The organism is Micromonospora sp. NPDC048909 (genome assembly GCF_040649635.1).
GTDB lineage: Bacteria > Actinomycetota > Actinomycetes > Mycobacteriales > Micromonosporaceae > Micromonospora.
Map to the genome: position 1 here is coordinate 54,562 of NZ_JBEZFU010000012.1, position 16,231 is coordinate 70,792.

Sequence of the window (16,231 nt, forward strand, 5' to 3'; positions counted from 1 at the left end):
ACCCCCACACCAGAAGAACCCCCAACCAGAAGGAGATGTCGTGAGGACACGACTCCATCCGATCGCCCGAGGGTGGCGCCGCCTCGGCGCGACCACCCTCGGGCTCGTGGTGGCCGGCGGCGCGCTGCTGTTGCCCGCCCAGGACGCGCCGACCCTGGGCAGCGTCAACCCGGTGGCCGTGGCTGTTCCGGCCGCGGACGTGCTCGACGTCGCCTTCACCGGCGGCACCGCCACCGACCGGGCCCAGGGCCTCGCCGCCACCACCTGGGGCACCCCCGGCTACGCCACCGAGCAGGCGATCGGTCACGACATCCTCAAGGTGGACGGCGTCGACGACGCGGTCTCCTTCGACTTCGCCGACCAGTGGAGCCGCTTCTCCGCCGGCTTCGCCATCGAGTGCGTCTTCCGCGTCGACACCACCATGCCGGTGAGCGGCGAGAAGGACCTCTGCTCCGACAAGGAGGGCGGCGGCTTCTCGGTCTACGTCAACGCCGGCAACCTCGGCACGATGGCGCACATCGGCGGCGGCTACAAGTCCGTGCTGACCCCGATCACCGGCAACCGCTGGTACCACGCCGTCTCCGTCTGGGACGGCCAGGCGCTGCGCCTCTACCTCAACGGGCAGCTGGCCGGCTCCTCCGCGGCCACCGGCGCCCTCACGCTGCCGGCCGCGACCGCCCGCCGGTTCGTGATCGGCGCCGACGCGGCTCCCACCGGCATCGGGCAGGTCGCCCCGCCGGCCTCCTTCGCCGGCAGCAAGGTCTGGAGCCGGCCGCTGGACGCGGCCCAGGCGGCCGAGCTGGCGTCGGCGTACGGTCTCAAGCCGCCGGTGCCGGTCGCCGACGTCCTCGACGTGGACTTCGACGACAGCACCCCGAAGGACGACGCGCAGAACCTCGCCGTCACCACCGTCGGCGAGCCGGTGATCGGCCAGGACGCCGCAGTGAAGGTGCCGGTCGCGTCCTTCGACGGCGCCAACGACGCGTACGCCTACGCGATGGGCGACACGCAGTGGGCGAAGATCCGCAACCAGGTCTCGATCGAGTGCACCTTCAAGGACAACGGCACCCTGCCCAACTCCGGCGAGCACTCGGTCTGCTCGGAGAAGGAGACCGGCGGCTACTCGATCGTCGTCTACGGCGACAAGCTGACCTTCGCCGTGTACGCCAACGGCGCCTACCGCAACGCCCAGGTCCCGATCTCCTCCGGCCGCTGGTACCACGCCGTCGGCACGTGGGACGGCGCCACCGCCCGCCTGTACGTCGACGGCATCCTGGCCGCCTCGGTCGCCGCGCCCGCCCCGCTGGGCTTGCCGGGTGGCGCCGCCCGCAACTCCTTCTACGTGGGCGCCGACGCGGTCAACCAGTTCTGGGCACCGGCCACGGTGCGCAACGCCCGCATCTTCTCCCGGGTGCTCACCCTGGACGAGGTGCAGGCCCTCAACGTCTCCGCGCTCGGCGACGTCCGGGACGCGGGCGTCGCGGTCACCGCGACCGTACCGGCCGAGGGCGCCCACCTCAGCCGCCCGACCGAGCTTCAGGTGAGCGTCGCCAACCAGGGCAACGCCACCGGCTGGCGCTACCTGCTCGACGGGCAGCCCGTGCAGGTCGGCCAGGAGATCGGCGCCGGCCTGAAGTCCGGCACCCACACCCTGGCGATCTCCGCGACCGACGTGTTCGGCAAGGCCGTCGGCAAGACGGTCACCTTCACCTCCGACGCCATCCCGACCGGCGGCGGCACCGACGTCGGCCAGGGCAAGGGCCGGGTCACCCTCTCGGCGATCGCCCACAACCCCGACGGCGGCGAGGTGACCACCACGTTCAAGCAGGCCACCCCGAGCGTGCCGACGGGCGGCTTCCAGGGCGTCGTACCGGTGATGCCGTCCACGCTGGACTTCTCGTACACCGAGGGCGGCCAGATCGGCGCGAGCCCGCGCCCCGACGGCAACCTGGTGAACAGCCCGTCCACGGGCAACATCCCGTTCCAGCGGTTCGACGTCCAGGTGCCGGCGTCGGCCGAGCGTCGCCAGATCCTGTGGAACGGCGTGGTCGACCCCGAGCGGGCGGTCTCCCTGCACGCCTGGAACACCACCACCGGGGCGTGGACCGAACTCGCCACCGCCCGCGGCCAGGCCGAAGGCGACACCACGCTGAAGGCCGCCGTCCGGCCCGAGCTGGTCGACAACGGCACCGTCCACGTCCTTGTGGTCGGCGAGGACCCGTTCGCCGACGACCTCGCGCCGCGCGACGGGTCCGCCAACGACCCGGCCAACCGGGACCACTTCGACGACCCGTCGAAGTACGACTTCTCGCTCGCCCACTTCACCGACACCCAGTACCTCGCCGAGGGCGCGGCCGGCGGCACGTACGACGACTTCGACGGCGTCGACGAGCCGACCGACAAGATGACGATGGAGGAGCGGGCGCTCTGGCAGAAGTCCTACCAGGACACCACGCAGTGGCTGGCCCAGAACGCCGGCGGCAAGAAGATCGCCTACACCGCGCACACCGGTGACGTCATCGAGAACGACCACTCCAACCCGCTCGCCAAGGACTCGAACGGCAACCTGCTCTACCCGGGCCTGGACGAGCAGGTAACCCGCGAGTTCCAGTTCACCTCGGAAGCGCAGCGGACGCTGGACGACGCCGGCCTGGTCAACCAGGTCGTCGCGGGCAACCACGACAACCAGGGCGGCAACGAGACCGGCCCGACGTCGCGCTTCAACCAGTACTACGGGCCGGACCGGTACTACGACGGCTCACAGAAGTGGCCGGCCGTGTCCAAGGCGTCCTACCACGCTTGGGACGAGACCACCGACGCGGCGGGCAACACGGTCACCCGGGGTAAGGACAACCAGAACAACTACGTCCTCTTCTCCGCTGGCGGGCTGGACTTCGTGGCGGTGGGCCTGTCCTACGGCGTCACGCAGGCCGAGGCCGACTGGGCCAGCTCGGTGTTCCAGCGCTACCACGACCGCAACGGCATCCTGCTGACCCACGCCTACCTCGCCCCGTCCACGACGCCGGACGGCCGCGGCGCCAACTTCTCCACCGACGGCTCCCGGGCCTTCTCGAGCATCGTCCAGTCCAACCCGAACGTGTTCCTGGTCCTCGCCGGCCACGAGCACGGCGTCGGCACCAACCTCAAGACCGGGGTCGGCGTGACGGTGGCGCACGACGTGGTCGAGCTGCTCGCCGACTACCAGTTCTACAAGATGACCGCGGGCGAGCTGTGGCCGGAGAAGGTCGACGCCGCAGGCAACCTCGACCTCAACGGCGACGGCACCGTCGACCACAAGAAGGACGACCTGCTCCAGTTCGGCGCCAGCTTCCTGCGGCTGCTGCAGATCGACGTCGACCGGTCCGAGATGAGCATCGACACCTACTCGCCGATGCTGAACAATTTCGGAGCCACCGAGTACGACGATCGCAAGCGTTACAACGGCGCCGAGGACAACATGGTGCTGCCGATCGACCTGTCCAGCCGGACCACCAGCTTCGGCACGGACAGCCTGGTCGTCGTCACCCCCACCGACACCGTGATCGGCGCGGCCACCGCGAAGTCGGGCTGGCCGGCCAGCGTCGAGTGGAAGGGCCTGACCGAGGGCGAGCTCTACGCCTGGACCAGCACCAGCAGCACCGGCGACGGTGAGCAGGTCGGCTCGGCCGACCAGTTCGGCGGCGTCTTCATCGCCACCGCGGCCGGCACGGACGTCACCCCGCCGGTGCTGACCGTCCCGGTCTCGACCACGGTCAAGCAGGGCGAGCCCTTCGACCCGCTCGCCGGGGTCACCGCGGTGGACAACACCAACGGCAACGTCACCGACCGGATCCAGGTGGTCGGCACCGTCGACACCAACACCCCGGCCAGCTACGCGCTCACCTACCTGGTCTCCGACACCAACGGCAACCAGGCGGTCGCCAGCCGCGTGGTCACCGTGACGAAGACCCCGGTCGAGGTACGCATCCCGACGTCGGTCCGCGCCGACGACGTGACGGCGACCTGGCGCAAGACCCTGAAGCTCACCGCCACGGTCAAGCCCAGCTCGGCGACGGGCCCCGTGCAGTTCCTCATCGGTGAGGACGTGCTGTGCGAGGCCAAGCTGAAGAAGGGCGTCGCCACCTGCGAGGTCGACCGGCTGCCCCGGCCCGGCACCCACAAGGTCCGGGTGGTCTACGGCGGTGACCAGAAGTACGCGCCGTCGTACGACGACTTCACCCTGAAGGTGGTCGAGCGCCGCTGATCAAGAGGTTCGCCACGTGAGCGGGGCCGGTCCGATCGGACCGGCCCCGCTTCTCGCCCTGGCCCGCTCGGGTTGCCTGGATCCGGTGGCGGACGGGGTGACAGCCCTCACACCCAGGATGTTCACAGCTGGCGTCCAGGCTGCTACGAGGGTGACCTGGATATTTGCCCACATGGACGACGTCGCGCCGCGTGGCCGGAGGGTTGCCCGCTACCTCGCGGTGGCGCTGGCCGTCGCCCTCTGCTGCGCCCTCTTCGTGTTGGTGGGTGTCCGCGCCGGCCACTCCAACACCACAACCGCCGCACCGAGCGAGCCGTCGCTGACGGCCGCACCGTCCGATCCGGCGCCGGCGGATCCGACACCGCCGGCCGGCCCGCGGCCCAGGGAAGTCGATCCGGGCGACGCAAGCGCCGCGGTCGCCGCCTCGGTCCAGGCCTACCTCAAGGGTCAGGGCGACCGGAGCGCGGTCGCCGTGCTGGACCTCACGACCGGCGCGCAGCTGTCGGTGAACGCGGACGCCGGGTTCCACACGGCCAGCATCGTCAAGGTGGACATCCTCGCCGCCCTGCTGCTCGATCGGCAGACGGCGCAGGGTCTCACCGCGAAGGAACGAAACCTCGCATTCGACATGATCACCAAGAGTGACAACAACGCGGCGACAAGTCTCTGGAAGGAGATCGGCGGCGCCTCCGGGCTGGCCGCCGCCAACCGCACGCTCGGGTTGACCGAGACCATCCCTGCCGACGGCGGCTCCTGGGGTACCACGACCACCACCGCGAACGACCAGATTCGCCTCCTGCAGTCGCTGACCAGCGCCAGCGGCCCGCTCAACGCCACCAGTCGTGGCTACGTGCTGAACCTGATGAGCCAGGTCCAGGACGATCAGGACTGGGGTGTGCCGGCCGGGGCGTCGGCGCAGGCCACCGGCGTGTACGTGAAGAACGGTTGGATGGGCGATTCCCGCGACGACGGGCTGTGGGTCACCAACAGCATCGGCCGGATCGTGGAGCCCGGCCACGACTGGCTGGTCGCCGTGCTCACGAGCGGGAACACGGGCGAGAGCAGCGGCATCAACATCGTCGAGCACGCCGCGACCCTTGCCGTAGGCGGCCTGCGGACGCCGTAGCTATTGGCTGCAACGCGCCACCTGCGCCCGAAGCAACCGGGCCGGCGGATTATGTGGTGGAGCGACGACAGTGGCACGAAACCATCCCTGCCGACTGGTGCACACTGTGCTCTGATGCGGCAGCGCTTGCAGCGCCCCGGACCAGCGGATTAAGAGGCACATACCTGCAGGACGGGTGGCCCTGATCCCGAACCCGCCGCCGTCGGAGATCAGCGGCAACCGGCAGGCTGACTACATCTTCCAGGTGCGATCAGGCTGCTTGAGCTCGTGGACGACGAATTCGACGTTCCCGAGGTCCTTGAAGGGGCTCGACTTGGCGAGCTCCGTGATCGAGTCGAGCAAGCTTGCTGCCGTCGTGGCATCGTCCTTGCGCATCGCGACGTCAAGGTTGTCGAACAGGTGCTGGAAGTTCTCACGGCGCTCGTCGTGGGTCAACTCCAGCCCGCGGAGCAGTACGTCGCGCTGCGCGACGATCCGTTCCCGCTCGGTTGCCTCCCAAGCACGGATCTCTTCGCGCCGCGTCGACTCCTCCTGGATGACCTTCACCCACTGGTCTGCGGTACCGACCATCTGGGAGAGCACCTGGCCCAGGTCAACAGCCTGCGCCGCTCTGCCAACGACAGAAGCCGGCTTGCCCAGAGACGTGATATTCGGGACCTTGCTCATGAATACTTCTCCACGATCTTGATCGACACTTCGGTGAGTTGACCGGTGTCAGGATCGAGAACGGGTGTCTCGATCACCTCACCGATCGCGGTCACGAGTTGCAGCGCCCGAAGGAAGTTCGCGCCGTGAACGTCAGGATCGAAGTCGAGGACCTGAAGCTCGGCGACCGCGTGCTCCGCCCGGACGACCAACCCGGAGAGAACTTCCTGCAGTTCACTGATACGCGCGTCGACGCTCTTCAACAGTGCTTTCGCCGTCTCCATGTTCTCAATGGACACCGCGACCTTTGCCGCGTACTCCCGCGCCTTGGTCTTCTGCTTGGCACCGAGGATGCCGACAGTGATACCCGTGATGAACGCTGCGGGAGCGATCATGATCAAGTTCAGAACGATCGCACCCGCAGCCATGCCGCCGCCGCCCGCCGCAAGCGATCCGCCCCCAAGCCACGCGAGGGTCGCATTCGTGGCAGCCGCACCGCTGAGGCCACTGATGGCACTGCCCGTGCTCGCCGACGCGAAAGCAGACACACCCCACAGGGCGGCGCCCTGTGCGCTGGCCGCCGCACCCAGAGCTCCGAACCCGCCGGTCAGCCCCGTCCGCGCCTGTTCGACGTCGAACTTCAACTCCGGCAATGAGGGCACCGCAACTTCGACACCCGCAACGACCTTGCGGTCGAGCCGCTCAACAAGGTGCTCGTTCTTCTCAAGCCATGCGGCGAATCGGCCGATCGTCTCGGCTTGTGCGCGAAGTTGATCCTTGCCGTAGGCCTCCGCAAACTCGTGCGTACGGCCCTGGCAGACCTCAACAGCGCTGACTGCCAGCTCATGGTCGCGCTGCGCCGCCTTCGCCGTCTTGTTCGCCTGGACCAGATCGGTGACGCCCTTGCCGGCTGCGCCGACCCCGGCGGCAATCAGGGCGGCCAGCGGGATGACAAGTGGTGCGACCAAGATGCCTCCGATCGGCGTGCCGTGACCGTCGCGACCAGCACGCAGGCGTCGTCGCGTCGAACAACAGGTACCTGATGTTCCCATCGAAGGGCGGGGCGCGCGTGCCGCCGATCAGGTTTGGTTGGGCTGCTGTTCGGCTCGCTGCGTCCCTTCGTTCGGGCGACGTCCCGGGTTCTTCGGTCTCGGCCTGGCGGCCCACGCACCCGACCCCCGCCGGGGGAGCCGGGTAGGGCGCACCAACGGCTGCGGTTGGTTGTGGGGACTGTCGATACATGCACTGCATGCACGGTCGGTGTTGCAGGAGGCACCTGGGTGTTCCTTCGACGGCCCAGATCGGGCGACCCCGGGCACCGGCCGTACCGCTGTGGCACGGCCGGTGCCCGTGATCGTCGCGCCTCGGGTTCCTACGGCGCCGCCGACGTCCGCTCGACCGGCGGGGCCGCGACCGGCCGCAGTGATGTCCGGGCCAGCGCGCTCGGCCACCAGGTGCGCCGGCCGAGGTGCAGCGCCAGCGCCGGGACGAGCAGGGTGCGGACGAGGAACGTGTCGAGCAGCACCCCGACGCCGATGATCACGGCTGTCTGCACGGACGGCACCAGCGGCAGCACGCTCAGCGCGCCGAATGTGGCGGCCAGCACCACCCCCGCGCTGGTGATCACCCCGCCGGTGACGGTCAGCGCGTGCAGCACGCCGTTGCGGTGCCCGAGCTGCGCCGCCTCCTCCCGGGCCCGGGTGCTGAGGAAGATGGTGTAGTCCACGCCGAGGGCGACGAGGAACAGGAACGTCTGCAGCGGAATCCCGACGAACAGGTTCGGGTAGCCCATCGCGTCGAGGATCAGCCCGGCCGCGCCCAGCGCGGCGGCGTAGGACAGGACCACGCTGGCCAGCAACAGCAGCGGCGCGACCAGCGCCCACAGCAGCAGCACCAGGATGACGAGGACGACCGCCAGCACCAGCGGCACCACCACCCGGTTGTCCCGGTCGACCGTCCGCTCCTCGTCGATCAGGTACGCGGTGTCGCCGCCGACCAGCGCCTGCGCGCCCGGCACGGCGTGCACCGCCGCACGGAGCCGCTCGACCGTGTCCAGCGCCGCGTCGCTGTCCGGCGTGTCGGCCAGCACCGCCGCGATGCGTACCCACTGGCCGTCCGGTGAGCGTTCCAGCTCGCCCACCTCGGCAACCCCCGGCACGGTACGGGCGGCGGCCACGACCTGCTCGGCCGGGCCGGCGGCGGCCACGATCTCGGCGGGCGCAACCGACCCCCGGGGGTAGTGCGCCTCGATCATCCGCTGGCCGGTGACCGAGCCGACCTCCTTGGTGAACGACTCGTCGTGCGGCATGCCGATGCTGAGGTTGACCATGCCGAAGCTCAGCGCGACCAGCACCGCCGCCGTACCCAGCCAGATCGCGCGGGGCCGCCGACCCACGAACCCGGCGATGCGGCGCCACAGCCCGTGCTCGGCCGCCACGTCGAGCCCGACCGCGTCGGGCGAGTACCGGGGTACGAACGGCCAGAACAGCCACCGCCCGAAGATGACCAGTACGGCCGGCAGCAGCGTGGTCATGGCCAGCAGCGCCGCGACGATTCCGACCGCACCGACCGGCCCGAGCCCTCGGGTGGACGGCAACTGCGCGGCGAGCAGGCACAGCAGACCGAGCGCGACGGTCGCCGCCGAGGCCGCGATCGCGCCGATCGACCGGCGCAGCGCGACGGCCATCGCCGTGTGCCGGTCGGCGTGCCGGCGCAGTTCCTCCCGGTAGCGGGCGATGAGCAGCAGGGCATAGTCCACGCCGACGCCGAAGACCAGTACGGTCAGGATGCTCTGGCTCTGAAAGTCCACGGCCAGGTCGGCGTACCGGGCCAGCAGGTACACCACCGCGCTGGCGAGCTGGTTGGCCAGCGCCACCGTGATCAGCGGGATCAACCACAGCACCGGACTGCGGTAGGTGATGAGCAGCAGCAACGCGACGGTCGCCGCCGTCGCCAGCAGCAGCGCGGTGTCCATGCCGGCGAACGCGTCGAAGACGTCGTCCTCCCCGCCGGCCGGACCGGTGAGCGCGGTCCGCAGACCGTCCGGCACGTCAGCCGTCAGGCGCTCCTTGATGGCCGCCACGGCGTCGGCGCGCTGGTCGGCGTCCCCGGCGACTGGAAAGGAGAGCAGCAGCGCCTGCCCGTCGTCGCTGGGCACCGGCGGGGACACCTGACCGCCGGCGGCGTACACGGTGAATGCCGCGCGGTCGCCGTCCACTCTGGCGCGGTCGGCGTCGGTCAGCCCACCGTCGCGGACGTAGACGGCGACAGCGAGTGGCTCCTGCGAGTCCGGGAACGCCTCCTCCGCCCGCTGGACCGCCCGGCTGGCCTCGGCGCTGGCCGGCAGCGCGCCGAGGGTGTCGTTGTCCTGCACCTCGGTCAGCTTGATCGCCAGCGGCCCGGCCGCGGCGATGAGGACGAGCCAGAAGACGAGCATCATGTACTTGCTGCGGCGGCCGGACGGCAGCCCCGCCAGTCGGTGCCGCGCGGTTTCCTTTTGCCTGGTCATGCCATCGATCCTTCGGCCGGCGCGGCCCGAAGGCAGGGGTGGCAGGTCCCGAAGGCAGGTGGTGGTAGCACCACCGATTTCCGTCGCGTCCAGGGCGGAGAATGACGCCGTGGACACCACCGTACGTTCGACCGTCTGGCAGCAGATCCGGCCCGGCGCGCTCGCCGCCGTGCAGGGCCTGGCCGTGGCCCTGCTGAGCTTGAGCACCAACGTGGCGCTGTTCGCGCTGTCGGTGGTCTCCCTCGCGCTCATCCCCGCGCTCGGCATCGGGTTCGCGCTCTTCCCGGCGGTGACCGTGCTCGTACGGCTGTCGCTGACGGCGCAACGGCGGCTGAGCCGCTGGGCCGGCGTGCCGATCGCCTCGCCGTACCCGCCGGTGCCCGCCGGCGCACGGCTCGGCACCTGGCAGCGGTTCCGGTGGGTGGTCTCGGACCCGGCGACCTGGCGGGACTTCGCCTGGCTGATCCCCGGCACCATCACCGGCGGCGTCTGCCTGCTCGCGTTCGTGCTGCCCGCCTACGGGCTGGAGGGCGTCCTGTTCGTGCCGCTGGTGCTCTACCTGACCATCGGCTGGTACGGCTACGGCGTGTTCTGGCCGATGGACAACTTCGCCAAGGCGTGGCTGGCCGCGCCGCAGGGCTGGCTGCTCCTCGCCGGCGGGCTGGCCGTCGCACCGTGGCTGGTGTGGCTGCACTTCCGCTTCGCCGGCTTCTTCCTCGCCCCCACCCGGGCACAGGAACTGGCCCTGCGGGTCCGCCACCTCGCCGCCACCCGAGCCGACACCGTCGACACGCAGGCCGCCGAGCTGCGGCGGATCGAACGCGACCTGCACGACGGGGCGCAGGCCCGGCTGGTCGCGCTGTCGATGAGCATCGGCCTGGCCGAGAAGCTCATGGCCGACGACCCGGCACGGGCGGCGCGACTGCTCAGCGAGGCGCAGGAGACCAGCGGCCACGCCCTCGCCGACCTGCGCAACCTCGTGCGCGGCATCTACCCGCCGGTGCTCGCCGAACGCGGCCTTCCCGGGGCGGTGGAAGCCCTCGCCCTGACCGCCCCGCTGCCCGTGGACGTCGACGTGCGGCTGCCCGCCAGCCCACCCGCGGCGGTCGAATCCGCGGCCTACTTCGCGGTGGCCGAGGCGCTGACCAACATCGCCAAACATAGCGGCGCGGCACGCTCCTGGATCCAGCTCTCCCACCACGACGGTGTGCTGACGATGGTGGTCGGCGACGACGGCCGGGGCGGCGCGTCACCGGACGCGGGGACCGGCTTGGCGGGCGTACGACGCCGACTGGCAGCCTTCGATGGCACGATGACCGTGCAGAGTCCGCCCGGCGGACCCACCGTCGTGACCATGGAGCTGCCGTGCGAGTTGTCATCGCCGAGGACCTCGCCCTCCTCCGGGACGGGCTGACGCACATCCTCGACGCGTACGGGCACCGGGTGGTCGAGGCCGTCGCCGACGGGCCGTCCGTCCTGTCGGCGCTCACCCGCCACCGCCCCGACATCGCCGTCGTCGACGTACGCCTCCCACCCACCTTCACCGACGAGGGCCTGCAAGCCGCCCTCGCCGCCCGGCTGGAGATGCCCGGGCTGCCGATCCTCGTGCTGTCCCAACACGTCGAGCAGCTGTACGCGCGGGAGCTGCTCGCCGACCGCAGCGGGGGAGTCGGCTACCTGCTCAAGGACCGGGTGTCCAACGTCGGCCAGTTCATCGACGCGCTCCGGCGGGTCGCCGATGGCGGCATGGTGATGGACCCGGAGGTGGTGTCGCAGCTGCTGGCCCGCAACTCGGGTACGCAGCAACTGCGGGACCTCACCGCCCGTGAGCGGGAGGTGCTGGGGCTGATGGCCGAGGGGCGGTCGAACGCGGCGATCGCGGGGCGGCTGTTCGTCACCGAGAAGGCCGTCAGCAAGCACATCAACAACATCTTCAGCAAGCTGGGCATGCCGCCGTCCGACGACGACAACCGGCGGGTGTTGGCGGTGCTCGCGTACCTGAACAGCTAAAACTCACGCAACCCCCGGAGCCCAAGCATCCGAAAAGGAGTGCCAGGCGCAGGTACTCTGCACAACGAGTAGCGAAGTCTGCCGGCAGAGTGACGGGCGGGTGCCCTGGGCGCTCCAGGCCCCAGACGTCGGTGGTGCCGAACACACGGGGGAAACCATGTTCGAGCGGCTGGGCAGATTCGTTGTGCGCCGAGCCTGGTGGGTGATTGCCGGGTGGGTGGTCGCGGCAGCCGCCATCATCGCCACCACACCGTCGCTGAGCGACATCACCTCCGCCGATCAGGAAAGCTTCCTGCCCCGCTCGTACGAGTCTGTGCAGGCCACCGAGATCGGGCAGAAGGCGTTCCCGCAGCAGGCCACCGCGACGGCGATCATCGTGGTCAAGCGCGCCGACGGGCAGAAGCTCACACCGGCGGACGAGGCGAAGGTGGGCCAGCTCGCCCAGTCGCTCAAGGCCAAAAACATCCCGCATACGTCCGGCTATCTGACCGGTCCGCCCGCGGTGGCGCCGGACAAGTCGGTGCAGATCATCAACGTCGGGCTCGATGCCCCCACCCCGGACGACCCGGCGCTGCTCGACGCCGTACGCGATCTGCGGGCGGACATCGGCCCGGAGCTGGCGAACAGTGGGCTGACCGCGGGCGTGGCCGGCGACGTGGCGAGCTTCGTCGACAACGAGGACACCTTCAACAGCGCCTTCGCCGTGGTCGGCATCGCGACGATCATCCTGATCATCGGGCTGATCCTGATCATCTTCCGCAGCCCCATCGCCGCGCTGCTGCCCGTGGTGGTCGTCGGCGTCGTCCTGAGCATCACGACGGGTCTCGTCGCCGCCGCGGGCAAGGCCTTCGACCTCAGCGTCAGCCAGGACCTGCAGACGATCCTGCTGATCGTGCTGTTCGGCATCGGCACCGACTACATCCTGTTCCTGCTCTTCCGCTACCGGGAGCGGCTGCGCGCCGGTGACGACAAGCGCACCGCGATGGTCGTCTCCGTCCAGCGGGTCGGCGAGGTCATCACGTCGGCAGCCGGAGCGGTCATCGTCGCGTTCCTCGTGCTGCTCCTCGCCTCCCTGGGCTTCTTCGGCTCGCTCGGCCCGGCGCTCGCCATCGCGGTCGCCGTCATGCTGGTCACCTCGCTCACCCTCATCCCTGCGGTCGTCTCGCTGCTCGGCCGGTACGTCTTCTGGCCGTCGAAGGCGTGGCAGCGTACGCCCAAGGCCACCCTGTCGCACCGGCTCGGCTCCGCCGTCGGGCGCCGGCCGGCCCTCGTCGCGGCGGCCTCCGGCGTCCTCCTGGTCGCGCTCGCCGCGGGCGCGCTGTTCTACAAGGCCGACTACGACTTCAGCGCCGGCTTCCCCCAGGACACCGAGTCGGCGAAGGCCGCGCAGGACCTGCAGCGCGGGTTCGCCGCCGGTGCGCTCGCCCCCACCGAGGTCTACCTGACCACCGGTAACGGATCGCCGCTGACCGATCAGCAGGTCAGCGACTTCGCGGCGGCCGTGGCGAAAGCCCCGGGAGTGGGCCAGGCGCAGCCCCCGGAGCGCAGCACCGACCCGAGTGTGGCCCGGGTCAACCTGCTGCTCAACGAGAACCCGGTCTCCAACGAGGCGATCAAACTCGTCCGGGAGGACCTGCGCGGTGCCGTACACGCGGCGGCCCCGCCCGGCACCCGGGCGCTGGTCGGCGGCACCACCGCGATCTTCGCGGACATCAACTCGGCGAACAACCGCGACCTGTCGGTCATCCTGCCGGTCGCGGCCGGCCTGATCGCGCTCATCCTCGCGCTGCTGCTGCGCAGCCTCGTCGCGCCGATCTACCTCGTGATCGCGGTGCTGCTCAACTTCGCCGCCACGCTGGGCGCCACGGTCTACCTGTTCCAAGGGCTGCAGGGCGAGCCCGGCGTCACCTTCCAGCTGCCGATCATCCTCTACCTCTTCGTGGTGGCGATCGGGACTGACTACAACATCCTGATGATCGCCCGACTACGAGAGGAAGCACGAGAAGGCAACGAGCCACGTAAGGCTGCCGCCATCGGCGTGGAACACGCCGGCCCGACGGTCGCGGCAGCAGGGCTGATCCTGGCCGGGACGTTCGCGGTGCTGATCCTCGCACCCATCTCGTTCCTGCAGCAGATGGGCTTCGCGGTGGCGATCGGCATCGTGCTGTCGGCGTTCGTCATGTCGATGTTCTTCGTCCCCGCCCTGACCGCGCTGATCGGGCACAAGGCGTGGTGGCCGGGCCACGGCGACGAGCGGCCGACCATTGGGCGGCACGCCCGCGCCGCCGACCAGCCGGGTTAGCCGGTCGAGGCCGCCGGTCCAGCGTGGTCGTCGGCGGCGGCGGCCGCACGGGCGTACGCTCGGTGCCGTGGTGGCGACGGGGCGTCGATACCGGTACGTCGGCCCGGCGGACGTGCGAGCGTCGGTCGGCGACTTCCCCGAGGGTGCGCCCATCCGATCATCGGTCGACCTCGACGCCTACCTGGCGGCCGCAGACCCGCGCGACCGTGACGAGCCGTTCACCTACGTCATCGACCTTGGCGGCACGCTGCGGCTCGCGCCGAGACGCAGCGAACATGTCGCCTGCGCCGGCGGTGGGGAGGTGCTCGGCGCGGGGGAGATCGCCTTCGTCGGCGAGCGGGACGGCTGGGTCGTGACCGAGGTGAGCAACCAGTCCACCGGTTACTGTCCCGATCCCGCCTCATGGGCGGCGGTGGCGGACGCCCTCGATCGGGCGGGTGTCGGCCGGCCGGAAGGCTTCACCGCGGCGGTCGTCTTCCGGCGCTGCCTTGCCTGCGGCGAGCGCAACGTCGTTCGCGACGACGACTACATCTGTGCGCTCTGCGGCGCTGAGTTGCCGGAGGATGTGGAACCCCGGCTGACGGCTCAGCCGCCGGCCGTCGAGCGCTTGCCCTGACGACGGAATCCGCTGACCGGCTCCGCGAGGTTGTTTAACGAGATGAATGGCTCGTTGCGGCCCACTCGCATATCGCCGTGAGAGGGTTCTCCAGCGTGTGCCCGAGGTCCGTGAGCTCGTACTCGACATGTTGCGGCGCGCTCGCCTTGACCACTTGGCGCCGCACGAGCCCGTCGGCTTCCATTGCGCGCAACGTCTCGGTCAGCACCTTCTGGCTGATCCCCGGCAGGCGGCGGCGCAGCTGCGCGTGCCGCTGTGGCCCGGCCAGCAGCGCGTCGATCAGCAGGACCCGCCACTTCGCCGCGAACCGCTCCAACGCCTGCCGCGTCGAGCAGCTTTCCTCGAGTACATCGGGGATGACGAGAACCATCGGATCTCCCGGTCGTTCGGCGCTGCTGTCGATAGCCGGTCGCCGCGTCGCCGCCGTACCGTCCGGGCCCGCACTCTCGCTCAGGTCCCTGCCGTGGCATGGGCACCTCGAAGTGCCTTCTGGTCCGTGCCGGCTGCGCCGCCCTACCGTCGGGCCCACCCTAATTCGCCGAAGCTGATCGGACTTAGTCGTGACCGAGTTCCGGATCCACACCTACACCGCCGCCGAACGCGTCACCTTCACCAGCGACGGCATCGACCTGGTCGGCGAGCTGCGGCCGCCGCCCGGCGACGAGCCGGCGCCGGCGGTCGCCCTCACCGGGCCGTTCACCGGTGTCAAGGACCAGGTCGCGGGGGCGTACGCCGAACGGCTCGCCCAGGCCGGGCTCGTCACCCTCGCCTTCGACCATCGCGGCTTCGGCGAGAGCGGAGGTCGCCGGGGGCACGAGGACAGCCAGGGCAAGCTCGCCGACCTGCGGGCCGCCGTCGAGCTGCTGCGGTCCCGGCCCGAGGTGGATCCAGACCGGATCGGACTGGTCGGCGTCTGTCTCGGCGGCGGCTACGCGGTACGCGCGGCGGCGGAGAACCCGCAAGTGAAGGCGGTCGTCGGCATCGCCGGCGGCTACAACAGCCCGGCCTGGATCGCCGAGCGGATGGGGATCGACGCCTACCGCTCGGCCTTCGCCGGGTTTCTCGACGCTCGATGCCCTGCTGGCTTGTCGGGTCGGCGACACAGCTGCCGCCGGCCCGCACGGCGATCTCTGATCCGCGATTGTCAGATCTCGGACAGGCTGGCGGGCCTCGCTGCACAGTCGAGCGTTGGGACGTGCCCTGCCTCCACTTGTGGCCGTGCCCCTGTCTCACTAGTCCAGGCCTGCGGCCACTGCCGTTGACCAGGGCAGAGGGTATCGGCCTCCATAACTAATCGCCCCGCGGTAATACCAACTTCCGAGCTATTGACAGCGCAGACAGGGCAGCGGGGACCGCCTGAATGGATGAACACTTGGGGTCACGCCGACAGGACTTAGGGCGATAGTGTCCCGGCACCGTCAGTGGGAAGTGGGGTGACGGTGCTTACCGAGCTGGCACTGCCGCCTAAGGTCGAGGCGGAGAGCGCGGTCTCGGCGGTCCGTGCTGATCTACGTTCCGGCATACACCGGGACGGCGTGGTCGACTCGCCGCCAAGGGCCGGGAAATCGACCCTCGTCGTGCGCGCCGCCGTGGACTTCACCGCCAGCGGCGAGCCGCGGAGCGTCGTCGCGCAGACGAACGAGCACATCGACGTAGGACGGCGGTATGCAACTGCCTTCCACCTCGAGCCGGCTTTGGTGCTGACGTCGCGACATCGTCATGCCTGCATCGTGGACGTGCGCCGGTATCGGGAAGCTGCTGGACGTTCGTCCCCCCAGAGG

General features: G+C 70.2%; 12 protein-coding genes. 7 read left to right on the forward strand and 5 right to left on the reverse strand.

From position 1 onward, the window contains the following. The first annotated feature begins 40 nt into the window (after nt 1–40). Both AB0C04_RS26645 and AB0C04_RS26650 read left to right on the forward strand, forming a co-directional pair. Nucleotides 41–4,243 (forward strand): LamG-like jellyroll fold domain-containing protein, encoded by a 4,203-nt coding sequence (locus AB0C04_RS26645; RefSeq protein ID WP_357059488.1) that lies wholly within the window; start codon nt 41–43, stop codon nt 4,241–4,243. Between the two features lie 85 nt (nt 4,244–4,328). After that, nucleotides 4,329–5,369, forward strand: coding sequence for a serine hydrolase (locus AB0C04_RS26650; protein WP_357059490.1), 1,041 nt, complete (start codon nt 4,329–4,331; stop codon nt 5,367–5,369). Nucleotides 5,370–5,600: 231 nt separating this feature from the next. Here the strand turns inward: AB0C04_RS26650 and AB0C04_RS26655 are convergent, their stop codons facing one another. The 3 genes from AB0C04_RS26655 to AB0C04_RS26665 form a co-directional block, all read right to left on the reverse strand. Next, nucleotides 5,601–6,035: a hypothetical protein gene (locus AB0C04_RS26655; protein WP_357059493.1), complete on the reverse strand. Its 435-nt coding sequence runs from the start codon at nt 6,033–6,035 to the stop codon at nt 5,601–5,603. Beyond that, nucleotides 6,032–6,982 carry a hypothetical protein gene (locus AB0C04_RS26660; RefSeq protein ID WP_357059495.1) on the reverse strand — a complete coding sequence of 317 codons (951 nt, stop codon included), beginning with the start codon at nt 6,980–6,982 and terminating at the stop codon, nt 6,032–6,034. Before AB0C04_RS26660 ends, AB0C04_RS26655 begins: the two co-directional genes overlap by 4 nt. Nucleotides 6,983–7,386: 404 nt before the next feature. Beyond that, nucleotides 7,387–9,522 carry an MMPL family transporter gene (locus AB0C04_RS26665; RefSeq protein WP_357059498.1) on the reverse strand — a complete coding sequence of 712 codons (2,136 nt, stop codon included), beginning with the start codon at nt 9,520–9,522 and terminating at the stop codon, nt 7,387–7,389. A gap of 109 nt (nt 9,523–9,631) precedes the next feature. On the opposite strand from AB0C04_RS26665, the gene AB0C04_RS26670 reads away from it, so the two are divergent. The 4 genes from AB0C04_RS26670 (at nt 9,632) to AB0C04_RS26685 (ending at nt 14,450) form a co-directional block, all read left to right on the forward strand. Then, nucleotides 9,632–10,936, forward strand: coding sequence for a histidine kinase (locus tag AB0C04_RS26670; RefSeq protein ID WP_357059501.1), 1,305 nt, complete (start codon nt 9,632–9,634; stop codon nt 10,934–10,936). Further along, on the forward strand, nt 10,888–11,532 hold the full coding sequence (locus AB0C04_RS26675; RefSeq protein ID WP_357059503.1) for a response regulator transcription factor: 645 nt from the start codon (nt 10,888–10,890) through the stop codon (nt 11,530–11,532). Before AB0C04_RS26670 ends, AB0C04_RS26675 begins: the two co-directional genes overlap by 49 nt. Nucleotides 11,533–11,689: 157 nt before the next feature. After that, nucleotides 11,690–13,834 (forward strand): MMPL family transporter, encoded by a 2,145-nt coding sequence (locus tag AB0C04_RS26680; RefSeq protein ID WP_357059506.1) that lies wholly within the window; start codon nt 11,690–11,692, stop codon nt 13,832–13,834. 67 nt (nt 13,835–13,901) lie between these two features. Beyond that, nucleotides 13,902–14,450 carry a hypothetical protein gene (locus AB0C04_RS26685; protein WP_357059508.1) on the forward strand — a complete coding sequence of 183 codons (549 nt, stop codon included), beginning with the start codon at nt 13,902–13,904 and terminating at the stop codon, nt 14,448–14,450. Nucleotides 14,451–14,484: 34 nt separating this feature from the next. On the opposite strand, the gene AB0C04_RS26690 is transcribed toward AB0C04_RS26685, so the two are convergent. Further along, the gene (locus tag AB0C04_RS26690; protein ID WP_357059511.1) at nt 14,485–14,820 is read right to left on the reverse strand and encodes a helix-turn-helix domain-containing protein; all 336 of its coding nucleotides are present in this window, start codon (nt 14,818–14,820) and stop codon (nt 14,485–14,487) included. Nucleotides 14,821–15,010: 190 nt separating this feature from the next. On the opposite strand from AB0C04_RS26690, the gene AB0C04_RS26695 reads away from it, so the two are divergent. After that, nucleotides 15,011–15,712: an alpha/beta fold hydrolase gene (locus tag AB0C04_RS26695; RefSeq protein ID WP_357059514.1), complete on the forward strand. Its 702-nt coding sequence runs from the start codon at nt 15,011–15,013 to the stop codon at nt 15,710–15,712. A 246-nt stretch (nt 15,713–15,958) separates the two neighbouring features. Here AB0C04_RS26695 and AB0C04_RS26700 read toward each other — a convergent pair whose 3' ends face one another. Then, nucleotides 15,959–16,171: a hypothetical protein gene (locus tag AB0C04_RS26700; protein WP_357059516.1), complete on the reverse strand. Its 213-nt coding sequence runs from the start codon at nt 16,169–16,171 to the stop codon at nt 15,959–15,961. Nucleotides 16,172–16,231: the final 60 nt, after the last annotated feature.